Source organism: Psychrobacillus sp. FSL K6-4046, from assembly GCF_038624605.1.
Lineage (GTDB): Bacteria > Bacillota > Bacilli > Bacillales_A > Planococcaceae > Psychrobacillus.
The window spans coordinates 236,198-257,505 of the sequence record NZ_CP152020.1; the positions used below are offsets into that span (position 1 = coordinate 236,198).

Genomic DNA, 21,308 nt, shown 5'->3' on the forward strand with positions numbered 1-21,308 from the left:
GAGGATACGATGAGCATTTATACGTGGATTGGTATTGGGATATTTGCTTTTTTTACACTCCTTCCCTTGAAGAGCGCGAAAAATCTTAGTAAATGGGACATTATTGGAATTGTTATAACGATGGTCACCTTAGTGGTAATTATAATCGCACATATATTTTATAGCTTTAATCTTTGGATTGGAATTGCCGTGCTTTTTATACTTGCAATATTATTAGATAAAAAAACATATACGAAAAAAATGATCGTTATTTATGCTTGTATGTTTATTGTCATAGGCGGAGTGGTTTATTGGCTATTAGGAGATCTCTTTGGAAAGACGGATTCTGACATAGTCTTAGAGCATCTTATAGAAAATCCAGAAACAACATCCCTCTATTTTGCTAAGGAGGGTGAAGTACACATTAGTCACAACGATGAAGAAGTTAGGCCACTTGCAAGTGTTGTGAAAATAATGGTTGCTTTAGAATATGCCTTTCAGGTAGAAGAAGGAAAAGTAGATCCTGCTACTATTATTGATTTAGATGACCTAAATGTTTATTATATTCCCCAAACCGATGGGGGAGCCCATGAGGCTTGGATAGAGAGCTTGGAAACAGAACAACCAATGCTACAGGAAGTAGCAAAAGGAATGATCAAGTTTAGCTCAAACGCTAACACCGAATACCTTATGGATTTGCTGGGTCTAGATGCAATCAATAATAGGATGGAAGAGTTAAACATAGAAAACCATGAAGAGGTTTACCCTATTGTTGGAGGACTAGCTATCTCGAGCTACCTAAAGGAGCAGGAGAATTTAAGCAATAAAGATTTAATAAATAGACTTAACGAAATGTCTATGGAAGAATATCGTTCTTTAGCAATCGAAGTAAGTCAACAATTGAAATTCAAACAATTTGCAGTTACAGATGCATCTAAGATTTCCATGGATATTCAACGGATCTGGTCTGACCGACTAATCGGAGCTTCTGCAGCCACCTATGGGAATATCCTTTCAAGTGTGTCAAACAATGAATTTTCGCCAAGTGTCACTAATACTTTAAGGGATATATTGGAATGGCCACTTGTTCATGAAAGTAATCAACAAAAATTCCACCACATAGGTAAAAAAGGTGGTTCAACAGCTTTCATACTTAACCAGACGATTTATGTGGAAACAAAGAATGGAGAGAGAATGGAGATGGTCATTATGTTAGATGACTTATCGATGTTACAAAGCCTCACGTTGCAAAAAAATATAGACTTCTTTCTATTTAAATTGATAGAGGATGAGGAGTATTTAGAGACAGTGAATCAAAAATTATCTTAGAGAGTATGGATGGGGTTACGTCCATTCAAAAAGAAGTGTCATCCATATCGGATGACACCTCTTTTAAGGTAGCCACAAACTACTAATACAACTAATTAGTAAAACACAAATAAACAAGAACGCTAGTATAAAATCCTTCTTTTCAATAGGCACTTCATGATAAAAGACTTTTCTAGGTTCCCCCGTAAAGCCTCTTGCTTCCATTGCGAACGCCACTCTTTCAGCCTTACGAACAGCCCCAGAAAGCATAGGGATCAATACGCGACGTAAACCAATCAGTCTTTTAAAAACATTGGAGTCGTCGCTTAGTCCTCTCAGTTTCTGTACTTGTTGAACTTGTATAAACTCGTCCTTTAAAAGCGGTAAAAATTGATAACCAACCATAATACCATAAGCAATTTTAGGAGACAGCTTCAACTGCTGCATTAGACTCCGTATAAATATAATTGGGTCGGTTGTTAGAGCAAATAATAGGCTTAGACTAGAAAAGGCCAACACCCGAAAGCTTAAGGATAAGGCGTGGTTCAATTGGCTTTCCGTTATATCGACAGAACCGATGGACCAAAGAACAGTTCCAGTCCCGCTCTCTGCAAATAGAAGAGTGGTCCAAAGGTAACCAAAAGCTGCGATTACGAAAGGAAGCATCAGCAAGGTCCAGTTTTTCCAGGATATATTGCTTAAGAATATTTGCATCACCATAATGCTGAACCAAAAAACTAGTGGTGTCCATGGATCGAAAAAGAATGCTAGTGAAAGCATGCAAATCATTACGATCACAAACTTAACGGACGGATTCATCCTATGAAGGCTAGCACGCATAGACAGGACCTCGCTTAGGAGGAAGTAATTGATGTTCTAGCATTAAATCTTTCTTATCCCAGAAGCTGGTCGCACTATATTTCCCTGTCACTCCTCCGTTCCTCATCAATAAGATGGAATCAGCTACCTTATACGCAAATTCCATATCGTGGGTAACGATTAGAAAAGTAGTACCTGCCCTAGAACGCTCATCTACGACTTTTAAAAGTTCTGTCAGATTAGCAGAGTCCTGACCAGAAGTTGGTTCATCCATCAAAATCACTTCCCGGTTCTGGCAAAGCATAACGGCTATAGCTAGGCGACGTTTTTGTCCATGGCTGATAGAAAATGGATGGGCCTCAGAGATGCTAGATAAATCAAGTCGTTCCAGCAATTCTTCTGTGTTTGATCCTCCGCCAAAAGAGACCTCCTCTTTTACTCTTCCTGTAACAAACAAAAATTCTGGTGACTGTGGTACATAGCCTAACAAGCTTGGCAGGACGTTGCCTTCAGCTGGCAGAACCCCTGAAAGAGCCTTTAATAATGTGGATTTTCCACTGCCGTTTGGTCCCGCTAGTACTGCGACCTCTCCTTTGTGTAAAGAAAACGAGCTTGGTTGAAGAAAACTATGGGTGCTAACTCCTTCTACTTGTAGGGATAGTTCCTGTTGGACCCTGTTATCCCGTTTAACATCGTCTATAAGCGAATTTCTGTCTTCTTTTAATCTAATTCGACGATGAAAGAAATCTTCCCAAAGGTCTAGCTTGTGTTCAATTGCTAATATCGTTAATCCAGAGCTTTGCTGCAGTGTATCCAACCATTCAATATATTGTTTTGCAGTATAAGGATCTAAGTGCGTAATCGGCTCATCTAACAATAAAACCTCTGGCTTCATAATGAGTGCACAAGCCGTGGCGACTCTTTGTTTCATTCCTCCAGAAAGTGACTGAATGATGGAATGTCGATAAGCGGTTAACCTGGTTGCCTCCAATACTTCTGAAATTCTTGAATCCATGTCCTCTCGCGCTACTAGTAAATTCTCTAAAGTAAAGGCAAGCTCCTCCTCAACGGTTGGCATACAAAACTGCGCATCTGGATCCTGAAAGACGGTAGCGATACGATGATTGACCTCGCCTGGTCGATAAGAATTGCTGTCCTTCCCAAAAAGCTCTATTTTCCCGGAAACTATTCCATCGCAATTGTCAGGGTAGAGGCGGTTACACAAATATAGCAATGTACTTTTCCCACAGCCACTTGGACCGGTAATCACAACACGCTCTCCTTGTTCAATAGACATCGAAAAATTTGATAATACAGGAACCTCTTCATCAGGAAATGAAAAAGAAACATTTTCGAGACGGATAACATTAGACACGTGCGTCACCTTTTTTAGAGCGTGAAATAGAATATCCTCTTAATGAACCCGTTGCAAGCAAACCATCAGCTATGGCTTTGCCGCCTACACCAGCAATCAGTGTCCCGCTAAAAATCCGAACGACAAGCATAAAAAGGACGTACCCAGTAGTATAAACTGTAAATCCTCCTAAAAAATATCCATACACAAAGCTAAAAACTGCAGACCCTGCACCAGCAAGCATTAATACCCAAAGGTCAAATCGTTTATAGCGGGTAGCTGCGAATACTGCCTCTGCACCCAATCCTTGAATGACACCTGAAAGGATAAGTCGTGGTCCAACAGCATTACCTAAAAGCACCTCTATTGCGGCTGCAATAGTTTCAGAGATTACAGCAGCTCCTGGTTTGCGAATGATATACATACAGATGATAGAAACGATAAACCATACTCCAAAAATCCATTCATATGCGATTGGACCAATAAACCCTGACCAAATATTTCCGACATGAAGGAATAGTAAATACACAATCCCAAATACTACTGCAAAGATAGACATTAAAATAATCTCTTTTAGCTTCCATGATTTAAGCATGAAGATTATCTCCATGAGAAGGACTGTTAATGCTCATCGATAAAGTCATTACTAAATGTTTGTGCTCCTCTGATCTGGCTCTGCTAAAGGTAGCTTCGTAGAAGGCAAATACATCATGGATATCTCCATGGATACCGCTTGCATAATGCATGGACTCATTGAATACACCAGCGTCTTTCGCATGCTGAATCTCTTTGTAGATAACATCCATATAGTTTGGATTGTTCATTGGATATAAGGCGAATTGAGAGGACACATATTGTTTAGTTGCATCCATATTAGCAACCTCATCCCCTCTTTCTAAATAAACGTCAGCTGCTGTGTCACCTGGACAGCCCGCTGAAAATGTTCCTGATAGAGCCACGTGTACCCCAGTTTTTGCTGCATTTAAAGCTATTGATTTTGCCACATTAAATACATGAGCTTGTTTTCCCCTGATCACAGTCGATACGTCATCCGTATGCATCCACACATTGGATGTGTCTGTATCCTGTAACGCCCCCTTAATAATACTGATAAACTCATTGCTCATTGGATGTAGGGAGAAACGAAACCCTACAATCGGACTTAAACCACATTCCATTCAAAACCCTCCTTAAAATTTTTCATAAAAAAAAGCTACATCCGTGAAGATGCAGCCACTAACCTTATGAAAAAAAGGAAAGTCACCGCACTTCCTCACGCAGGTATTATCCTGATCGAGTAATAAGGGATCGGAGCTTAAAAAGCTCTCATCACAGCCAAAGTGGGCACCCCTAGTGCAGAAACGGTATGTAGTTTTCCAATTATGTAAGATTTACACAATCTGTTTTTTTATGTGACCACAGTATAGCGTATAAAAATATTATTGTAAATACAGTTGAATTCTTTTCTCAAATCAGCGATGCTTAAATTATCAGAAAATCATTAGGGGGAATTGGATGTATAAAATATTTATTACTAGAAAGTTACCGGAAGAGATTGTACAACCACTAAGAGAAAAATTTGAAGTCATTATGTGGCATAGCGATGAAATTCCAATGAAGTACGAGGATATCAAAAAAGAGGCAAAGGATTGTAATGCTTTGTGGACCGTTCTCTCGGATAAAGTGGACCGGGAACTGATAGAAAGCCTACCAAATCTAAGAATTATATCTAATCTTGCGGTCGGCTATAATAACATTGATATCGAGGCTGCAAAAGAAAAAGGGATTATTGTAACCAATACACCAGGTGTGTTAACGGAAACTACAGCAGATTTAACATTTGCCTTATTACTAGCAACTGCTCGTCGTATTACAGAAGCGGAGCAGGATATTCGTGCAGGGAAATGGAAGTCTTGGACACCGATGCAACTAACCGGCATGGACGTTTATGGGTCAACCTTAGGAATTATAGGCATGGGGAGAATCGGTGAAGCAGTCGCACGCCGGGCAAAAGGGTTTGATATGAAGGTCTTATACCATAATCGAACAAGAAAATTAGAATCTGAGCAACAGTATAACTTTACATATGTGGAGCTCGAGACACTACTAAAGGAGTCAGATTTTGTTGTAATATTGACTCCTCTCACTCCAGAAACTAGAGGCTTAATTGGGAAAAAAGAACTGGAAATGATGAAGGAAACCTCAGCTCTTATTAATGTGGCACGAGGAGGAATAGTTGATGAGCAGGAGCTTTATGATGCCCTAGTCAACAAAAGCATTTGGGCTGCGGGTCTAGACGTTTTTGAAACGGAGCCAGTCCCATTAGATCATCCACTTTTAACCTTACCTAACGTGACTGTCCTACCCCATATCGGTAGTGCCAGTATCTATACAAGACTTGCTATGATGCAGATCAATGCTACGGCCATTGAAGATGCATTAGAGGAACGGGTACCAGAAAACAGAGTGGTTTAAAGTGTAAGAGATGCCATGAACATAGCGTTCATGGCTTTTTTATGTTTTGTGGGGTGAGAAAAATATAAAAATAAACCCTACCGGTGATAAAACCTCGCGAACGGTGATAAAACCTTTATGAGCGGTGATAAATCTCTACGAACGGTGATAAAATCTCGTGAACGGTGATAAACCTCCCCCGAGCGGTGATAAATTCAAAATCTCCTCTTTATCACAAATAATTAATAATTACATCGTTATTTATATGAATAGATTGTCTAGGGTTCACTAATTACTTAATGAAAAATGACTAGAAAAATGATGCATAATATTCAGATAAAGATAGAATAATAACAATCATTTATTAAGTGAATTTGCAATATACAAATTTTTTTAGTAATATTAGTAGTTATAAATTAGACGTCCTTTAATTTCCAAATTCAGGGAAGTTTAATTGTTTAGGATTTTAGCAATTATTTATAGATTTTGAAGGAGGAGCGATCGAACGTCTAATTTAAAAACTGAATGAAAAGAGGTAGTCAAACTAATGAAAAAGATTATGTTATTTTTTTCACTTTGTATGCTTTTAGTACTTGCAGCCTGTGGCAGTGAGACAAGCAAGGACAATATTGAGGTGATTAAGTTTGCTGATGCGGGGTGGGATAGTATTCGCCTACACAATAGCATAGCTCAAACAATCGTCGAAGAAGGTTATGGTTATGAAACCGAAGTAACAAGTGGAACAACGGCGGCAACCATGCAGTCACTTGAAAAGGGCGACATAAATGTCTATATGGAAGTATGGACCGATAACATTAAAGATGTCTACGAAAAAGCAATTGAAAGTGGAGATATCATAAAGGTAGCTACTAATTTCGCTGATAACGCGCAAGGATTATATGTTCCAACTTACGTGATAGAAGGAGATGCAGAACGAGGTATTGAACCAATAGCACCGGATTTAAAAACGGTTCAAGACTTAGAGAAGTATCCAGAAATTTTCCAAGATCCCGAAGATAGCAGTAAAGGCCGAGTGGTCGGTGCTCCATCTAGTTGGGTAGTAAGTGAGTATTTGGGGACGAAACTTGAAACATATGGCCTTGACGAACAATATAACTATCTAGCACCTGGCTCTGATTCTGCCATTGTTGCAGATCTAGCTGGCGCATATAAAAAAGGCGAGCCGTGGGTAGGTTATTATTGGTCACCAACGTGGGTAACAGCAAGCTACGATTTAACTCTATTAGAAGACGCACCATACGATGAAGCAACATGGAATGATTCGAAGGGAACTGAATTTCCTCCGAATGATGTAGTGGTTGCTGTTCATAAAGATTTACCAACACAAGCTAAGGAAGTAGTAGACTTTTTAAGTAACTATGAAACTAGCAATGATTTAACTGAAAGTGCTTTAGATTACATGCAAGAAAATGATGTGGAAGCAGATGAAGCCGCTATTTGGTGGATGAAAGAGTATGAAGATATTTGGACAGCTTGGGTGTCAGAAGAAGTGGCAGAAAAAGTTAAAGCTTCTTTAAAATAATTCATAACTCAATCTAACTAAAAGAGAGGTGACCTGCGACTGTATGTTTTGCAGTCCTACTATATGACAGAATTTCCAGATGTACGTTTTCCAATCGGGGATGTAGTAGAAAAATTCGTAGATTTTTTAGCCGCGAACTTTGATGCATTCTTTGATTTTATCTTTATTATTTCTTCCTCTATGATTAAAGGCTTAGAGGCAGGTCTATTAGCAATACCATGGTGGTTATTTATTGTTATCATCTTTTTAATAGGGTGGTATTTTAATAATATTTATGGAGGATTGCTTTATGGGGCATTTATCTTTTTAATAGGCTCCTTTGATTTGTGGCCGGAAACGATGACCACGATTTCCATCGTTCTAATCTCCGTAATTTTGTCTCTTGTAATAGGCATTCCGCTAGGCGTTGGAATGGCTTTTAGTAAGTCCATGTCCAGAATCATGCGCCCAATATTAGACGCAATGCAGACAATGCCAAGCTTTGTCTATTTAATACCAGTAATTTTCTTCTTTCCACTAGGAAATGTACCAGCAGTTATTGCGACAATCATTTATGCGTTACCACCAGTAATCCGTTTAACAGAATTAGGGATCCGAAGTGTAGATAAAGAAATTGTAGAGTCTGCACAATCATTTGGTTCCTCTTCCTCTCAAATGCTCATGAAAGTTCAACTACCACAAGCCTTACCTACAATTATGGCTGGTATCAATCAAACAACGATGATGGCTCTTGCAATGGCTGTTGTTGGTTCTATGGTTGGGGCACAGGGACTTGGAGAGCGAGTACTCTTTGCGATTAACCGAATTGACATATCCCTTGGTTTTGAAGCCGGAATTAGTATCGTCTTTCTAGCGATCATCATCGACCGAGTTACCGGAGGAATTGCAAATCGCCTTCAGAAACATAGGAGGGATGTAGCATGACAGTAAAATTAAGACTAGAAAATGTATCCAAAATATTTGGACCACGCCCTAAAAAAATTATCCCAATGGTAGAGAAGAGTGTACCAAAGGAAGAGATATTAGCTAAGACAGGGCATACTGTTGGAGTGTACAATGCTTCTATGGAAATCATGGAAGGAGAGACCTTCGTCATCATGGGGCTGTCTGGAAGTGGCAAATCTACCCTAATCCGTTGCTTGAATTTATTAAATAGACCTACCTCAGGTGCTATTTATGTCGATGGGGAAAATGTGGTCGATTACAATAAGACACAGGTAAAATTTTATCGTCAAAAGAAAATAGCAATGGTATTCCAACACTTTGGACTGTTTAGTCATCGTACAGTATTAGAAAATATTGAGTATGGATTAGAAATTAGAGGTATGTCCAAGAAGGAGCGTCAGGAAATTGCTCAGAAGCATTTAGAGACGGTCGGTCTTAAAGGATATGAAAACCAATATCCAGATGAGCTTTCTGGCGGTATGCGTCAGCGAGTTGGCATCGCAAGAGCGCTTGCGAACGATCCAGACATCCTATTAATGGACGAGCCCTTCAGTGCACTTGACCCACTAATCCGTAGAGAAATGCAGCTAGAGCTTTTAGATATCCAAAATCGTCTGCAAAAAACAATTATTTTTATTACACATGACGTCAACGAAGCATTTAAAATTGGTGACCGTGTGGCTGTTATGAAAAACGGGAAAGTAGAGCAAATTGGTACGCCAGAAGAAATTCTAGAAAATCCGGCTAGCAGCTATATTTCCGAATTCATACGCGATATCGATCGTACTAAAATTCTTCAAGCTGAGCATATCATGTCTAAGCCAAATGGATTAGTATCCTTAAAGGATGGACTAAATGTTGCAATCCAGGTAATGAGAGAGAATGGTAACTCGAGTGCGTTTGTAGTTGACAGAAAGCGACAGCTACAAGGTATTATTACCATCGACCAGGCTATTGAAGGGATGAAACAAAAGAAAACCTTGCAAGAAGCAATGTCGAAGGAAGTAAAAACTGTACATCCAGAAGAATATGTACAAGATTTAATACAACAGGTACTTGATTCCAAGTATCCTCTCGTTGTTACAGACGAGGAAGGTACGATGAAAGGAATTATTTTACGAGTGCATGTATTGGCAAGTTTAATAAGTGATCCGATCGAAGAAACGGAAGAAATATAAATATCAAGGAAGCCCAAAGACAATTACATGTCTTTGGGCTTTTTATATTGGCCATTTAAAGATGAAAAATGAAAACAACATGTGTAATAAATGGAATAGTATTTGGTTAATTATGTTAAAATTTAACATGTAAACATAGTGTTGTTTGAGAATTATTAGAAGTCATTTTAAGTCTTTAGGAGATGAAAAAATGAAGAGAATGTCACTCTATTGCCTATGTATCTTGTTCTTATGCTCCTGTAGTCAATTCAATGAACCATTATTAAATGGTGAGATGGTTAAACTTACAATTGAATGTAAAGAAGGTGAAATAATAGAAATTGAAAACGAAAAAACCATTAATAAAGTGGTTAGGGAAATCAACGAATCAAAAAGAGAAGGTACACAAGAGATGGAATTTGATCTGGAGCATCTCTCTACACTCGAAAATAATGAAGGTGAGACAAAATCTTTCAATTTATTTAGTAACGGAAAAGTCACCATGGCTGGATACTACATCCACTCAAATATAGATAACTTTTGTGAAGAATAGTTCTATGTTTAAGGAGGTATTATATGCTACACCATAATATCAAAATTATTCCGTATAACCCTAAGTACGCAGTAAAAACAGTGGATATGTGGCGGAAAAGTAAGGAACAGGCTATTGGCCAAAAAGAAATTCACGACTTCGAAAGCCACGTTTATTTTTTAAATCATATTTTAACGGAACAATTTCAAATAGAGTTAGCTTTAATGGATGAAGAAGTAGTTGGGATGATCGCCTATAATGATAGGGAAATAAGCCAACTATATATTCACATAGAGTATCAAGGAATCGGTATAGGTCGAGCATTACTAGATAAAGCAAAAGTGAAATCTAGTGGGAAATTAACATTATACACATTTGAGGTAAATAAAAATGCACAGCAGTTTTATGAAAAACATGGTTTTGAAGTGATAAGTAGAGGACATGAAAACGAAGAAAATTTACCTGACATTTGGATCTACGTCAATATCCTGGACATAAAAAAGTTAAGTCTCTGTCAGAACGGCATCCAATCATGGAGCGTCCTGTACCCAGCGAAACCAGTCAAGTGAAAGACCGTACTTGACAGCTTTCGCTGGGTACAGGAAATACAAGCCATGGATGTCGTCCTGAAAAAATGTGTAGGTAGGGGTAAATCTGGAAAACTAGATGCCTTTGCTCTCAAACCGCTTCTTTTCGGCATAAGTCCTCTAATTGTTGAGGTGTTAGATAGTTAATAGCTCCATGAATTCGTTTTCGGTTGTACCACGACTCGATATAATGGAATAGGGTCAATCGGGCTGTTTCAAAATTGATATAACTAGATTGATATACCTCTTCTTTTTTCAAAATCGCATGAAAAGACTCGATACATGCATTGTCATATGGGCATCCTTTACGACTGAAAGATTGTTTGAATTTTGCTTCTTTCACTGCTTTTTCAAAGTCTTCACTAGTATACTGGCTGCCTAAATCGGTATGTAAGATTAGTCCTTCTTCTGGTTGTTGAACATCGATTGCGTTCGCTAAAGCTTGTAAAACAAGTTCTGTTGTCATCGATTTGGAAAAGGAATAGCCAACAATTTTTTTCGTGTGTAAATCTAGGACGGAAGCTAAATAACACCAGCCGTCTCTTAATGTATGAATATACGTAATATCTGCAACCCATTTTTCATTAATGGTCGTCGTTTCAAAATTTTGTTCTAACAGGTTTTCACGTTCCACCACTTGTCCAGTGGAGGAAGTTGGTCGGTACTTCTTCACGATCGTTGATCGAATTCCAGCCTTTTTCATGATTCGCTGCACTCGATTTAAGCTGAAATCGACCTTTTCTTGGGTTAACAGATAATGAATTTTTGGTGCACCATAGCGACCTTTACTCTCCGCATGTATAGTTTGTATGCGTGCTAAAACCGCTTCGTTTTCCATGGCATACGAAGATTTTACTTTATGGAACGACTGGTAATACGTACTTCTTGGCACTTTTAGCACATCACACATCAATTGGATAGGAAAGTGTTCTTTCTCCTTTTCGATATGGTCAATAATCTCTTGGTCTGTTACTTTCTTGCGAATATGGTCATAGCCTTTTTTAGGATGTCTACCTCCTGTTGAAGCCGAAGGTTTTCCTTTTGGATTTCTGCGATTTGTGACGGTGTTAAACCCCCACTGTTTTCGATTGGGGAATGTGTTTTAATCCATTTATAAATAGTTACTTCAGAAATACCATATTCGCTACTGAGATTACTCACAGGTGTACCAGATCTGTGGAGTTCGACAATTGTTTGTTTAAATTCTTGGTTATACCGTTTTTGTTTCATTCCGGACACGTCCTCTCTATTTATAGGATAGAGACTTAACTAACTTGTGTCCATACATCCATACTAGCATCAATTCAATACGAATGGATATCAAAAATAAATGGAGACATACAAACATGAATTATTATTTCTATTAGAAGGGTAACTCTACATTGTTGCTCTTTTTTTATTTTGTAAAATAAATAGAAAAATTCAGAAAATAAACTTTTGTTTTGGAGAAATTAATCATACAATAAAATTAGAACGGTCGTTCAAATTGACGAAAGGGGATTATTTTGTATTGAGTAGGCGTTATGACAGCTAAGAGGCAAAACGTATCATTAAGGAAAAGGCTTTTGAATTGTTTTCATTACATGGCTACAATCAGACCTCAATCGCAGATGTTTCTAAAGCTTCTGGATTTAGTAAAGGTCACATTTACTATCATTTTGAAAACAAAGAGAAGTTGTTTGTTCTATTAGCACAGAATTCCATGCATGATTGGTATTCAAAATGGACGGATGTTGAACAAAATTATTCATCAGCCACTGAAAAATGGTACGGAATGGCCAAGCATGTTTTGTACAATTATCAAACTCCATTGCTTAAAGCTGGAGAGGAGTTAGCAGCTAATCCTAAATCATCATTGGAATCGGTCCAAAAGTTATATGAACTTGCGGTAGTGCCGATGAGCTCTTATCGTTCAATCTTTATAGAAGGAATTGAATGTGATGAGTTCGAAAACGGCAATGTTGATGAATGGACTGCTCTGTTAGGAACTTGGCTCGGGGGATTATGTCAATTGACCAATACACAGCCATTACAGTCACTTGAGCCTTTATTTGAACAAGCAATCACTATATTTTTAAGTTCAATCAAGAAAAGGGGAAACTGATATGAAAGTTGCATTAATTGGTGACAGCTTAACTGAGGGACGACCTGGCGTTTCGTTTGTAAATATTTTAAAAGAGAAGTTTCCGAGCGATTCGTTTGTGAATCTTGGAAAACCAGGGGAGACTGTAAAAAGTCTATATAGTCGTCTGATAAAAACTGGTTTAGATGCTGATTTTGATGGGTCATTTGGGAATGTAAAATATTTTGTGTAAATGTATTACTATCTTTATTCTAAACACATACTTACTTTATCCGTTAAGGGGATAAGGCTCTGCTGAAGAGCAACCTGAGCACTTAACCGATGGCCAAAAAGGAGAGGGTTTTTCTCTCTCTTTTTCTTATCTTTTTGGTCTAAATAAAGCGTAAAACTTTTGGGTGTAGCGTAGCGGAGCCCAACACGACTGTACATGAACAAGGGATAATCCTACTAAATCCGCCCCTCAAAAATAATTTTGAATTGTCCCTCACACTCTAGCCATCCTGGAATAGGCTTATTCCATTTTTTTATGGCATCCATCGTGGCCAAATAAAGAATCTTCTTTAGTGAATTGTCCGTAGGATAGGCTGTTTTTGTCTTTGTTACCTTTCTCAGTTGGCGATGGAATCCTTCCACTGTATTGGTCGTATAAATGATTTTCCGTATCTCCGTCGGGTAGGAAAAGTAAGCTGTAAGCTCCAACCAATGTTCCTCCCAAGAACCAATAACCTTCGGATATTTATCTTTCCATGATGCCTTTACTTTTCCAAACTCAAGTTCAGCTTGCTCCAAAGTAGAAGCCTTGTATACCTTCTTTAAATCGGTCATAAACGGGTTTCGTTCCCTTGAAGGCACATACTTCATGGTATTTCGTAATTGATGGATCACACACAACTGAATATGCGTCTTTGGAAAGGTGCTCTGGATCGCTTCTGTAAAGCCAGAAAGTCCGTCCTTACACGCAATAAAGATATCTTCTACACCACGACTTTTAAGGTCTGTACAGACACCTAGCCAAAAGCTCGCGCTTTCATTTTCACCTACCCATATACCAAGGATATCCTTAATTCCATCGGAATTAATGCCGAGAACAGTATAAGCAGCTTTATTAATAATACGGTTCTCGTGCTTCACCTTGAAGTGGACCGCATCCAAATAAACAATTGGATACACACGGTCTAAAGGGCGGGAGTGCCATTCGAAAATCTGAGGTAAAATTTTATCTGTTACCTTACTAACCAAGCTAGGAGATACTTCGACACCATATATATCTTTCATATGTGACTCGATATCTCTTGTGGACATTCCTTTGGAATACAAAGCTAAAATCTGTTCTTCTAAGCCATTGATGGACGACTCGTAATTCTTCACGATTTGCGGTTCATATTCACCATTGCGGTCTCTAGGTATATTTAATTCTGTATTTCCAAACTTTGTTCGAATCACCTTTGAACGATAGCCATTTCTACTGTTTCCGGTATTATTTCCTGTCGGGCTATGTTTGGAGTAGCCAAGGTGGTCTTCGATTTCGGCCTCAAATACAAGCTGTAATGTTTCTTTAAAAAGATTTTTCATCATCTCGATGATGTCATCAACAGATTGACACTCTCTAGCTAAATCCTTGATTCTCATATTTTCGTAATTTTGCATAATGATCATCTCCTATAGGAAAGTTATGGTCATTTACACAAAATTTTATACGTTCTCGGTCATTTCTTTGGATTGGTACGAATGACGTGTATTCAAAGCTTTTGAAGGTTCAAGCGCAGCCAGTAGCTGAAAATCATGATGAATTTATAGAGCTTTATGAGCAAGTTTTAAAAATAGTGATGCCTTCTACCAAGAAGGTGGTGACGGTTTCACCCTCTATAGTAGGTGAACATATTGAAAATCAGACTAACAAGGAAATTAAAGAATTATCTGTTCTTATCCAGTCTTTAAGTGAAAAAGAGCTAATAGATTATATGAATCTCCAAACGATTTTTGAGAAAGAATTGGCTAACAGGAACAGCTCCACTTATATTTCAACTAATCCATTTCGAGTTATGTTCGATGTATTTTTCTACAAAAGTGAAGCAAGGATTGATCGATTATCAAACGAGCGCGGTTTAAAACTTACCTTAGACGGAATACATTTGAACAGCACTGGAGCAAGAATTGTTGCAGATGAGTATGCCACTGTGATCAGAAGTACACTTGGTGATAGTTCAATTATGGAAGTTTCTTAAGGGGGGAATCTATGGACACAAAAAGAAAAGTTGCGATTGTTACTGGTGGAGCTTCCGGAATTGGTAAAGCAATTTGTGAAGAACTCATCACTCAACAGGTATTTGTCATAATAGCAGATGTAAATAAGATAGAAGGTAAAGTTGTGGAGGATGAGCTTAATCGACAACAGAACTGTGCGCGGTATGAGTATGTGGATGTAGCTGATCATGTAAGTATGGAAGAGTTGGTTCGGGATACTTTTAACGAACATGGTAGACTGGATTATCTGTTCAATAACGCTGGAATTACTATGTATGGTGAGTTGTATGATGTTTCAATAGAAGACTGGAACCATATTATAGATATCAATCTATGGGGAGTCATTCATGGGACACAGATTGGCTACAAGCTCATGAAAGAGCAAGGCTTTGGTCATATCGTAAATACTTCCTCGGCAGCAGGATTAGGCCCCTCTCCTCTGACTGCACCATATTCTGCAACGAAACATGCGATAGTAGGTCTCACGACTTCCTTGCATTACGAGGCAAAAGAACATGGTGTGAAAGTAAGTGTACTTTGTCCCACGTTTGTAGATACGCCCATCTTTTCAAATGCTATAGCTATTAATATAGATAAGCATAAAATGATTCAACAGATGAAAAAGCAAAAGTTAATGACTCCTGAAAAGCTAGCTAAGATTACCATAAATGGTGTTCATCACAATAACCCTATTATTTGTCCGATGCCAATGCGACGAACAATGGATATCTTTTTTTCTTTGTTTCCACTAGCACATAGTAAGCTAATGGACTATGTTTGCAAAGTTGGAAGGAGAGCTCGAATATCATAATGTTAAAGACTTCAAGAAGCCCTTCCTCGTCATGAAGAAGGGCTTTGTGGTTTATAGCTATTATAGAAGCGGATAATAGGCTTCAAAGCTTGGATGGCAATAAAATGGGGGTCTTGCTCCAATTTCGGGTAGTTCAAAGGGCTTGGAGTTAGAGTTATATTGTACATTTACCTTTGCATCGGAGTAATTTGTGAGTAGTGTTTCTGCCCCTTGGTTAAGTATTAACAAATGATTGTTCAACTGCATTCCTCCTTTTAATTAATAATTTATTCTTTTATCGAAAAGTAGGCACAGCACGTAGATTATTATCACCGATACAGGTAAGTTCACATAAAGTAGTTCGAAGATTAAACAAGAAGGGAGATATTATTGTCCGAACAACATGAGCACAATCAAAAGTACCCTATGAATCCAAACTACGGCAAAATAACAAAGTTTCAGGAAGTTCCAATTACGGTGCCGGAGCAGCGTCAGTTAAGGCAGCCTGGTCTGGAAAGTCTGATGCATCCAAGGCCAATTATAGAGAATCCTAACTATACTGGAACGGGTAAGTTACTTGGCAAGGCGGTCTTAATAACAGGAGGAGACAGTGGGATGGGAGCGGCTGCAGCTATAGCCTTTGCTAAGGAAGGAGCAGACGTCGCCATTGCTTATCTTGATGAGCACGAAGATGCCTATCGTACAAAAAATAGAATAGAGGAACTTGGTCAACGTTGTTTACTGTTGCCGGGAGATTTGCGAGACAAGGAGCATTGTAAGTATATAGTAGATGCAACTGTTCAAGCTTTTGGGCAGTTAAATGTTTTATGTAATCATGTAGGAATTCAATTCCAGCAGCTAAGTCTTTTAGATATTACAGATGAGCAATTTGACGATACGTTTAAAGTTAATATTTATTCCCATTTCTACACAACGCGAGCAGCTTTACCACATCTTAAGCCCGGGAGCTCTATTATTAATACTGCTTCAGTCGTTGCATATGAAGGACATAAGCATTTAATGGATTATACGGCTACTAAAGCCGCAAATGTAGGGTTTACTCGCGCCCTTGCAAATAACCTAGTGAGCCAAGGTATTCGAGTAAATGCAATTGCACCAGGCAGAATATGGACACCGTTGATCCCTGCTAGCTTTTCAGCAGATGAGGTTACGCAAGCAGGCAATCCGATGGAACGACAAGGTCAACCTTTCGAGCTAGCACCTACCTTTGTTTATCTAGCCTCAGATGATTCACGTTTTGTCACTGGTCAAACCCTTCATGTTAATGGCGGACAAATCACTTCTTCTTAAAAGTTCTATTAAGACCATGTCCTTGTGATTTGGTCTTTTGAGTTTGTATATAGAAATACTAATTTTTCCTTTACTGAGTTTATCATCCATGTGTTTAGGTTATATAGATAAAATGAATGTCGAATTTTGTAATAGTCTTAGGGGCATTCAGTTTTAAAGGAGGTATTTGTTATGAAAAAGAGAATTTTAGGTGTCACTGCTCTTACTCTGTTGCTTGCAGCCTGCTCTGATGAGGAGACGACAGTGAAGGAAAAAGACCAAACTGAAGAAAACAAGCAAGAAGAAGTCGTAGAAGATGAGGAATTTTCACTCGAGGTGACGGATGAAGAATGGCTAGCATTATCTAACCAAAGTAAGTGGTGGGAGGAAAATGACTTAACGGAGCCAGAATTTGGACAAGCTGTAATCGTCCAATTTGATGAGGATACAATCCCCGAGGTAGTTATTCCTTATACTCAAGCTAAAGAGGAGCCTCAAGGTTTGCTTATTGGAAAGTACAATGAGGGCGAAGAAAAATGGGCTATCTCTCAAAATATACCGGTTGATAATAGCTTGAAAATAGAAATATTAGAAGACAAACTAACTTTCAGTAACGGTACTGAAGTACTTGTTACTCAAGAAAGTGACGATCAAAACAAAACATTAGCAACCTATAAATACTCCAAAGAAGATGATGAAGTAATAGCTACAAGAATTGATGTAGATGTGGACCAACCTATCGAGGTAGATCCAGCAGAAAATACAATTAGCTATTTTGTTGATGGAGAAGAGAAGAAAGAGACGGTAGAAGAGGAGTAATCATCTTCTTCTCTATCTTGACTCTTACAGGATTATAGTGCACAAAAAAACAGTCCCTAATTCAGACTAGGGGCTGTTTTTATATGACCTCATTGTAAAGAATTCCTTCTCCATCCTCTAGCTCTATAACTTTTAAGTAACTCTCGTTTTTGACGAAAACACTTTTATATACTTTATTGCCATCTTTATCTTCAAAAAAGATAACTCGAGTTTCTTCGTTATCAGTTTCAATATTTGCTAAGTATACTTGCAAATCAATAATATTATTTAAAATAGGATACTCGGGTAAATCATTGAGGACTTGATTTTCTTCTGGTAACTCTTCTATTAATTCAACGGGTACTACCTCTTCCTCTTGAGGACTGGAACAACCCGTTATTATAACAGATCCTACTATAGCTATTAATAATTTCTTCACTTTGCAGGCTCCTTTATAAATTTTTATATGATGCATTTTTGGAATAAAAGTTATCCCTTAAATAATTATCCTAAAATACTGAATATATGAAGTCAAATGATAGCTCTTCCCAAACTGTCACCTTTCAAGAAAAATCGTAATAGTATAAGCTGATAAGAATTATTATGAAGCATCATTTAGGAGAGTGCCTATGCCTGCTATTACAGGAAAACAATATATAGATCGGATAGATCAGTTGAACTCGGAAATTTGGGTTGACGGAAAAAGAGTAACGGGGAAGATCTCCGAACACCCCGCTTTCAAAGGGGTCATGAAGAGCCAAGCAGCATTATTTGATATGCAGCATGACCCAAATTTAAAAGATATATTAACCTATCCTTCTCCAACTACTGGAGATTCTGTTGGGCTTTCTTTTCTAGAACCAAAAACAAAAGAAGATTTAGTGAAAAAAAGGATGATGGTTCAGGAATGGGCTCGAGCGACCAATGGTCTAATGGGAAGAAGTCCAGATTATATGAATACAACTTTAATGGCTTATGCGTCTTCCGCAAAATTACTGGAAGGTAAAAATAGCTGTTTTCCTCAGTATCTCCAATCTTACTTTGAATATGTACGAGAAAATGATTTAACTTTAACTCACAGTTTCATTGAGCCACAGGTAAATCGAACTTTCTACTATTTAGAAGATGAAAAAGAACCAATTGCAGCTAAGGTCATCGGTGAAAATGAGGAAGGAATTATTATAAAGGGTGCTCGTCTGCTTGCAACGCAAGGAGGTATGACGGATGAAATATTAGTATACTCCATGGGACCAATTATAGATGAAGGGAAGGGCTATTTTTTCTCTATCCCAAGTAACACGAAGGGCGTAAAATTTATATGTCGGGAGTCATTAGTTGGAGGAGATTCTTCCTTTAATTATCCGCTGAGCTCCAAATATGATGAAATGGATACCATTGTGGTTTTTGATGATGCGGTAGTCCCGTGGGACCGTGTATTTATTTATGATGACCCAATGACGGCCAATGATTTTATGATTAGTAGCTCCTTCCAACCGTTCACCCTACACCAGGTAATATCTAGACAGATTGTTAAAACTGAATTTGTCTTAGGAATTGTCCAGTCTATTATTAAAACTATTAATATAGCAGAATACCAGCATGTTCAGGAAAAGGCGGCAGAGGTAATTGTAGCATTAGAATCTTTAAAAGCGTTGTTAATGAAATCAGAGATAGATGCGAAAATAAATCGATTTGGTTTAATGGAGCCAGATAGAGCTACATTGCATGCTGCTATCACTGTTTATCCGAAGGTCTACCCAAGACTAGCGGAAATCGTACAGTTATTAGGTGCTAGTGGTTTAATGACCATTCCAACAGAAAATGATTTTAACTCACCGATTAGAAGGGACCTCGACCAATACTTGCAGGCAAAGGCAGCCCCAGCTGAAGAACGTGTAAAGCTATTCCGCCTTGCTTGGGATCTTACGATGAGTCCCTTCGGAACAAGACAAACCATTTATGAGCGTTTTTTCTTTGGAGATCCAATTCGCGTAGCAAGCCAGCTCTACTTTGCCTATGATAAAGAGCCTTATGTTCAACGTATTAAAGATATATTGAAGTGATAGGGGAATGAATCTAGAAACAGACTTGTAGTAATACCGAACAAAAAGAGAATCGGTCGGTTATGGTGCATAATAGGTCGGTCCAGTGAGAAAATCGGTCGGTCGCCGCGAATAATCGGTCGGTTCGCACAGAAAACCGGTCGGTTCAGGCAAATAATCGGTCGGTTCCACTCACTCATCACATAATTAAGGCAAGGATGCTTATTTCTGCATCCTTGCCTTTTCTCTTTATTTCTTTCTTCTAATAAGCGATGAATTAACCTCGTTCATCGATGCACAACCAGATAATGCTAAAGTAACATCAATATCATTAATCATGTTACGTAATACATGTTCTACTCCTTGCTCGCCGGCAGTGGCCAAACCATAGATAAAAGGTCTGCCAAGTAAAACTACATCTGCCCCAAGAGCCTTTGCTTTAATGACATCAGAGCCCCGTCTGATACCACTATCCAATAACACTGGAATATTCCCCTGAATAACTTCCGCGACGGAGGGGAGTGCCTCTAATGACGAAATACAGCCATCCAGCTGCCTTCCTCCATGATTGGAGACTATAATTCCATCGACTCCGTGGAGTAAAGCTTTTCTTGCATCTTCCTCATGAAGGATGCCTTTCAGTAAAATGGGAAGCTTCGTATGCTCCTTAATGGTTTTAAGATTTTCCCAGGTTAATGAAGGATTAAAGATAATATCAACAATACTTTTAATGACCTCCGGATCGTCAGCGGAAGGGGGGCTAGTAAATCGACCTTGAAAGACAGGGTCGTATAAGTAGTTAGCAGCCCCTTTTCCCAGTTTTAAAGGAGAATAGCGATTGTTCAAATCACGCTCTCTATTTCCAAGAAGGGAGGTGTCAATCGTAATGACGATAGCAGAATAACCTGCTTTTTCTGCGCGACGAACCATACTTATCGCCATTTCCTCATCATTGGACCAATACAACTGATACCAGCGAGGGGTGTCTCCTAGATTAGCGGCAATTTCCTCTAAAGGATAAGAGGATAATGTACTAGCTATAAAAGGGACTCCACATGCTGCAGCAGCACGTGCGGAAGCCAGTTCACCTTCAGGATGGAAAATACTTTGAACCCCGATTGGTGCTAGTGCAAAAGAGGAAGGGAAGGTAGTTCCCAGCAAAGTAGTGGAGGTGTCTCGACTGCTCACATCATTTAAATATTGAGGGACGATACACCAATCCTCAAAGGCTGCCTCATTGGCACGAAGGGTGCTTTCATTACCAGCACCACTATGGACGTATGTAAACGGTCCTTTTTCAATAGATTTAGAGGCCAATTCTTCTAAAAGAGAAATTGAATGTGGTAACTCCAGCTGTGAAATAGAACGGGTCATATAAGCTCC

Annotated in this window: 23 protein-coding genes and 1 riboswitch; of the genes, 14 read left to right on the forward strand and 9 right to left on the reverse strand. The window is 38.6% G+C overall.

The window, feature by feature from the left end; all coding sequences use genetic code 11:
• The first annotated feature begins 9 nt into the window (after positions 1–9).
• The gene (locus tag MKY09_RS01260; protein WP_342567379.1) at positions 10–1,308 is read left to right on the forward strand and encodes a serine hydrolase; all 1,299 of its coding nucleotides are present in this window, start codon (positions 10–12) and stop codon (positions 1,306–1,308) included.
• Positions 1,309–1,371: 63 nt separating this feature from the next.
• Here MKY09_RS01260 and MKY09_RS01265 read toward each other — a convergent pair whose 3' ends face one another.
• From MKY09_RS01265 to MKY09_RS01280, 4 genes are read right to left on the reverse strand one after another with little or no spacing between them, the layout of a single operon-like run.
• On the reverse strand, positions 1,372–2,127 hold the full coding sequence (locus tag MKY09_RS01265; protein WP_342567380.1) for an energy-coupling factor transporter transmembrane component T: 756 nt from the start codon (positions 2,125–2,127) through the stop codon (positions 1,372–1,374).
• A complete protein-coding gene (locus MKY09_RS01270; RefSeq protein WP_342567381.1) occupies positions 2,117–3,481 on the reverse strand; it encodes an ABC transporter ATP-binding protein in 1,365 nt (454 codons plus the stop codon). Before MKY09_RS01270 ends, MKY09_RS01265 begins: the two co-directional genes overlap by 11 nt.
• Positions 3,474–4,055: an ECF transporter S component gene (locus MKY09_RS01275; RefSeq protein ID WP_169360906.1), complete on the reverse strand. Its 582-nt coding sequence runs from the start codon at positions 4,053–4,055 to the stop codon at positions 3,474–3,476. Before MKY09_RS01275 ends, MKY09_RS01270 begins: the two co-directional genes overlap by 8 nt.
• Complete coding sequence (locus MKY09_RS01280; RefSeq protein WP_169360907.1) at positions 4,048–4,638, reverse strand: YkoF family thiamine/hydroxymethylpyrimidine-binding protein; 591 nt, start codon at positions 4,636–4,638, stop codon at positions 4,048–4,050. The genes MKY09_RS01275 and MKY09_RS01280 overlap by 8 nt, the downstream gene beginning before the upstream one ends.
• Positions 4,639–4,713: 75 nt before the next feature.
• Positions 4,714–4,822: riboswitch (TPP riboswitch) on the reverse strand.
• A 153-nt stretch (positions 4,823–4,975) separates the two neighbouring features.
• On the opposite strand from MKY09_RS01280, the gene MKY09_RS01285 reads away from it, so the two are divergent.
• From MKY09_RS01285 to MKY09_RS01310, 6 genes are all read left to right on the forward strand, one after another.
• Entirely contained in the window at positions 4,976–5,935 is a 960-nt protein-coding gene (locus MKY09_RS01285) for a D-glycerate dehydrogenase (protein ID WP_342567382.1), read from the forward strand.
• 526 nt (positions 5,936–6,461) lie between these two features.
• A complete protein-coding gene (locus MKY09_RS01290) occupies positions 6,462–7,457 on the forward strand; it encodes an ABC transporter substrate-binding protein (RefSeq protein WP_342567383.1) in 996 nt (331 codons plus the stop codon).
• 63 nt (positions 7,458–7,520) lie between these two features.
• On the forward strand, positions 7,521–8,381 hold the full coding sequence (locus MKY09_RS01295) for an ABC transporter permease subunit (protein ID WP_169360910.1): 861 nt from the start codon (positions 7,521–7,523) through the stop codon (positions 8,379–8,381).
• On the forward strand, positions 8,378–9,580 hold the full coding sequence (locus MKY09_RS01300; protein ID WP_342567384.1) for a glycine betaine/L-proline ABC transporter ATP-binding protein: 1,203 nt from the start codon (positions 8,378–8,380) through the stop codon (positions 9,578–9,580). The genes MKY09_RS01295 and MKY09_RS01300 overlap by 4 nt, the downstream gene beginning before the upstream one ends.
• A gap of 190 nt (positions 9,581–9,770) precedes the next feature.
• The gene (locus tag MKY09_RS01305; protein ID WP_251555056.1) at positions 9,771–10,112 is read left to right on the forward strand and encodes a hypothetical protein; all 342 of its coding nucleotides are present in this window, start codon (positions 9,771–9,773) and stop codon (positions 10,110–10,112) included.
• Between the two features lie 23 nt (positions 10,113–10,135).
• A complete protein-coding gene (locus tag MKY09_RS01310) occupies positions 10,136–10,660 on the forward strand; it encodes a GNAT family N-acetyltransferase (RefSeq protein WP_342567385.1) in 525 nt (174 codons plus the stop codon).
• A 109-nt stretch (positions 10,661–10,769) separates the two neighbouring features.
• Here MKY09_RS01310 and MKY09_RS01315 read toward each other — a convergent pair.
• Positions 10,770–11,908, reverse strand: a protein-coding gene (locus MKY09_RS01315; RefSeq protein ID WP_169361557.1) for an IS3 family transposase whose coding sequence is annotated in 2 segments (ribosomal slippage) — positions 10,770–11,683 and positions 11,683–11,908 — 1,140 coding nt in all. Because the reading frame shifts where the segments join, the coding sequence is not laid out codon by codon here.
• 316 nt (positions 11,909–12,224) lie between these two features.
• On the opposite strand from MKY09_RS01315, the gene MKY09_RS01320 reads away from it, so the two are divergent.
• On the forward strand, positions 12,225–12,782 hold the full coding sequence (locus tag MKY09_RS01320) for a TetR family transcriptional regulator C-terminal domain-containing protein (RefSeq protein ID WP_342568191.1): 558 nt from the start codon (positions 12,225–12,227) through the stop codon (positions 12,780–12,782).
• Between the two features lies 1 nt (position 12,783).
• Positions 12,784–12,993, forward strand: coding sequence for a hypothetical protein (locus MKY09_RS01325; RefSeq protein WP_342567386.1), 210 nt, complete (start codon positions 12,784–12,786; stop codon positions 12,991–12,993).
• Positions 12,994–13,208: 215 nt separating this feature from the next.
• Here the strand turns inward: MKY09_RS01325 and MKY09_RS01330 are convergent, their stop codons facing one another.
• Positions 13,209–14,408: an IS256 family transposase gene (locus MKY09_RS01330; RefSeq protein WP_169361554.1), complete on the reverse strand. Its 1,200-nt coding sequence runs from the start codon at positions 14,406–14,408 to the stop codon at positions 13,209–13,211.
• A 71-nt stretch (positions 14,409–14,479) separates the two neighbouring features.
• Here MKY09_RS01330 and MKY09_RS01335 point away from each other — a divergent pair, with 71 nt between their 5' ends.
• Positions 14,480–14,986: an SGNH/GDSL hydrolase family protein gene (locus tag MKY09_RS01335; protein WP_342568192.1), complete on the forward strand. Its 507-nt coding sequence runs from the start codon at positions 14,480–14,482 to the stop codon at positions 14,984–14,986.
• Positions 14,987–14,997: 11 nt separating this feature from the next.
• The gene (locus MKY09_RS01340; RefSeq protein WP_342567387.1) at positions 14,998–15,816 is read left to right on the forward strand and encodes an SDR family oxidoreductase; all 819 of its coding nucleotides are present in this window, start codon (positions 14,998–15,000) and stop codon (positions 15,814–15,816) included.
• A gap of 60 nt (positions 15,817–15,876) precedes the next feature.
• Here the strand turns inward: MKY09_RS01340 and MKY09_RS01345 are convergent, their stop codons facing one another.
• Positions 15,877–16,056, reverse strand: coding sequence for a hypothetical protein (locus MKY09_RS01345; protein ID WP_240949733.1), 180 nt, complete (start codon positions 16,054–16,056; stop codon positions 15,877–15,879).
• Between the two features lie 165 nt (positions 16,057–16,221).
• Here MKY09_RS01345 and MKY09_RS01350 point away from each other — a divergent pair, with 165 nt between their 5' ends.
• Together MKY09_RS01350 and MKY09_RS01355 are read left to right on the forward strand one after the other, a co-directional pair.
• Entirely contained in the window at positions 16,222–17,106 is an 885-nt protein-coding gene (locus tag MKY09_RS01350; protein ID WP_169360094.1) for an SDR family oxidoreductase, read from the forward strand.
• Positions 17,107–17,277: 171 nt separating this feature from the next.
• Positions 17,278–17,904: a hypothetical protein gene (locus MKY09_RS01355; protein WP_169360084.1), complete on the forward strand. Its 627-nt coding sequence runs from the start codon at positions 17,278–17,280 to the stop codon at positions 17,902–17,904.
• Positions 17,905–17,983: 79 nt separating this feature from the next.
• On the opposite strand, the gene MKY09_RS01360 is transcribed toward MKY09_RS01355, so the two are convergent.
• Positions 17,984–18,322 (reverse strand): hypothetical protein, encoded by a 339-nt coding sequence (locus tag MKY09_RS01360; RefSeq protein ID WP_169360083.1) that lies wholly within the window; start codon positions 18,320–18,322, stop codon positions 17,984–17,986.
• A gap of 190 nt (positions 18,323–18,512) precedes the next feature.
• Here MKY09_RS01360 and hpaB point away from each other — a divergent pair, with 190 nt between their 5' ends.
• Positions 18,513–19,946 (forward strand): 4-hydroxyphenylacetate 3-monooxygenase, oxygenase component, encoded by a 1,434-nt coding sequence (gene hpaB / locus MKY09_RS01365; RefSeq protein WP_342567388.1) that lies wholly within the window; start codon positions 18,513–18,515, stop codon positions 19,944–19,946.
• A gap of 228 nt (positions 19,947–20,174) precedes the next feature.
• Here the strand turns inward: hpaB and MKY09_RS01370 are convergent, their stop codons facing one another.
• Positions 20,175–21,299, reverse strand: coding sequence for an alpha-hydroxy-acid oxidizing protein (locus MKY09_RS01370; RefSeq protein ID WP_251556409.1), 1,125 nt, complete (start codon positions 21,297–21,299; stop codon positions 20,175–20,177).
• Between the last annotated feature and the right edge of the window lie 9 nt (positions 21,300–21,308).

What these genes read in the sequence shown, in the direction of transcription:
- MKY09_RS01260 (WP_342567379.1), top strand. Translation starts at nt 10, where the DNA reads ATGAGCATTTATACGTGGATTGGTATTGGGATATTTGCTTTTTTTACA.
- MKY09_RS01265 (WP_342567380.1), bottom strand. Translation starts at nt 2,127, where the DNA reads ATGCGTGCTAGCCTTCATAGGATGAATCCGTCCGTTAAGTTTGTGATC.
- MKY09_RS01275 (WP_169360906.1), bottom strand. Translation starts at nt 4,055, where the DNA reads ATGCTTAAATCATGGAAGCTAAAAGAGATTATTTTAATGTCTATCTTT.
- MKY09_RS01280 (WP_169360907.1), bottom strand. Translation starts at nt 4,638, where the DNA reads ATGGAATGTGGTTTAAGTCCGATTGTAGGGTTTCGTTTCTCCCTACAT.
- MKY09_RS01285 (WP_342567382.1), top strand. Translation starts at nt 4,976, where the DNA reads ATGTATAAAATATTTATTACTAGAAAGTTACCGGAAGAGATTGTACAA.
- MKY09_RS01290 (WP_342567383.1), top strand. Translation starts at nt 6,462, where the DNA reads ATGAAAAAGATTATGTTATTTTTTTCACTTTGTATGCTTTTAGTACTT.
- MKY09_RS01295 (WP_169360910.1), top strand. Translation starts at nt 7,521, where the DNA reads ATGACAGAATTTCCAGATGTACGTTTTCCAATCGGGGATGTAGTAGAA.
- MKY09_RS01300 (WP_342567384.1), top strand. Translation starts at nt 8,378, where the DNA reads ATGACAGTAAAATTAAGACTAGAAAATGTATCCAAAATATTTGGACCA.
- MKY09_RS01305 (WP_251555056.1), top strand. Translation starts at nt 9,771, where the DNA reads ATGAAGAGAATGTCACTCTATTGCCTATGTATCTTGTTCTTATGCTCC.
- MKY09_RS01310 (WP_342567385.1), top strand. Translation starts at nt 10,136, where the DNA reads ATGCTACACCATAATATCAAAATTATTCCGTATAACCCTAAGTACGCA.
- MKY09_RS01325 (WP_342567386.1), top strand. Translation starts at nt 12,784, where the DNA reads ATGAAAGTTGCATTAATTGGTGACAGCTTAACTGAGGGACGACCTGGC.
- MKY09_RS01330 (WP_169361554.1), bottom strand. Translation starts at nt 14,408, where the DNA reads ATGCAAAATTACGAAAATATGAGAATCAAGGATTTAGCTAGAGAGTGT.
- MKY09_RS01340 (WP_342567387.1), top strand. Translation starts at nt 14,998, where the DNA reads ATGGACACAAAAAGAAAAGTTGCGATTGTTACTGGTGGAGCTTCCGGA.
- MKY09_RS01350 (WP_169360094.1), top strand. Translation starts at nt 16,222, where the DNA reads ATGAATCCAAACTACGGCAAAATAACAAAGTTTCAGGAAGTTCCAATT.
- MKY09_RS01355 (WP_169360084.1), top strand. Translation starts at nt 17,278, where the DNA reads ATGAAAAAGAGAATTTTAGGTGTCACTGCTCTTACTCTGTTGCTTGCA.
- hpaB (WP_342567388.1), top strand. Translation starts at nt 18,513, where the DNA reads ATGCCTGCTATTACAGGAAAACAATATATAGATCGGATAGATCAGTTG.
- MKY09_RS01370 (WP_251556409.1), bottom strand. Translation starts at nt 21,299, where the DNA reads ATGACCCGTTCTATTTCACAGCTGGAGTTACCACATTCAATTTCTCTT.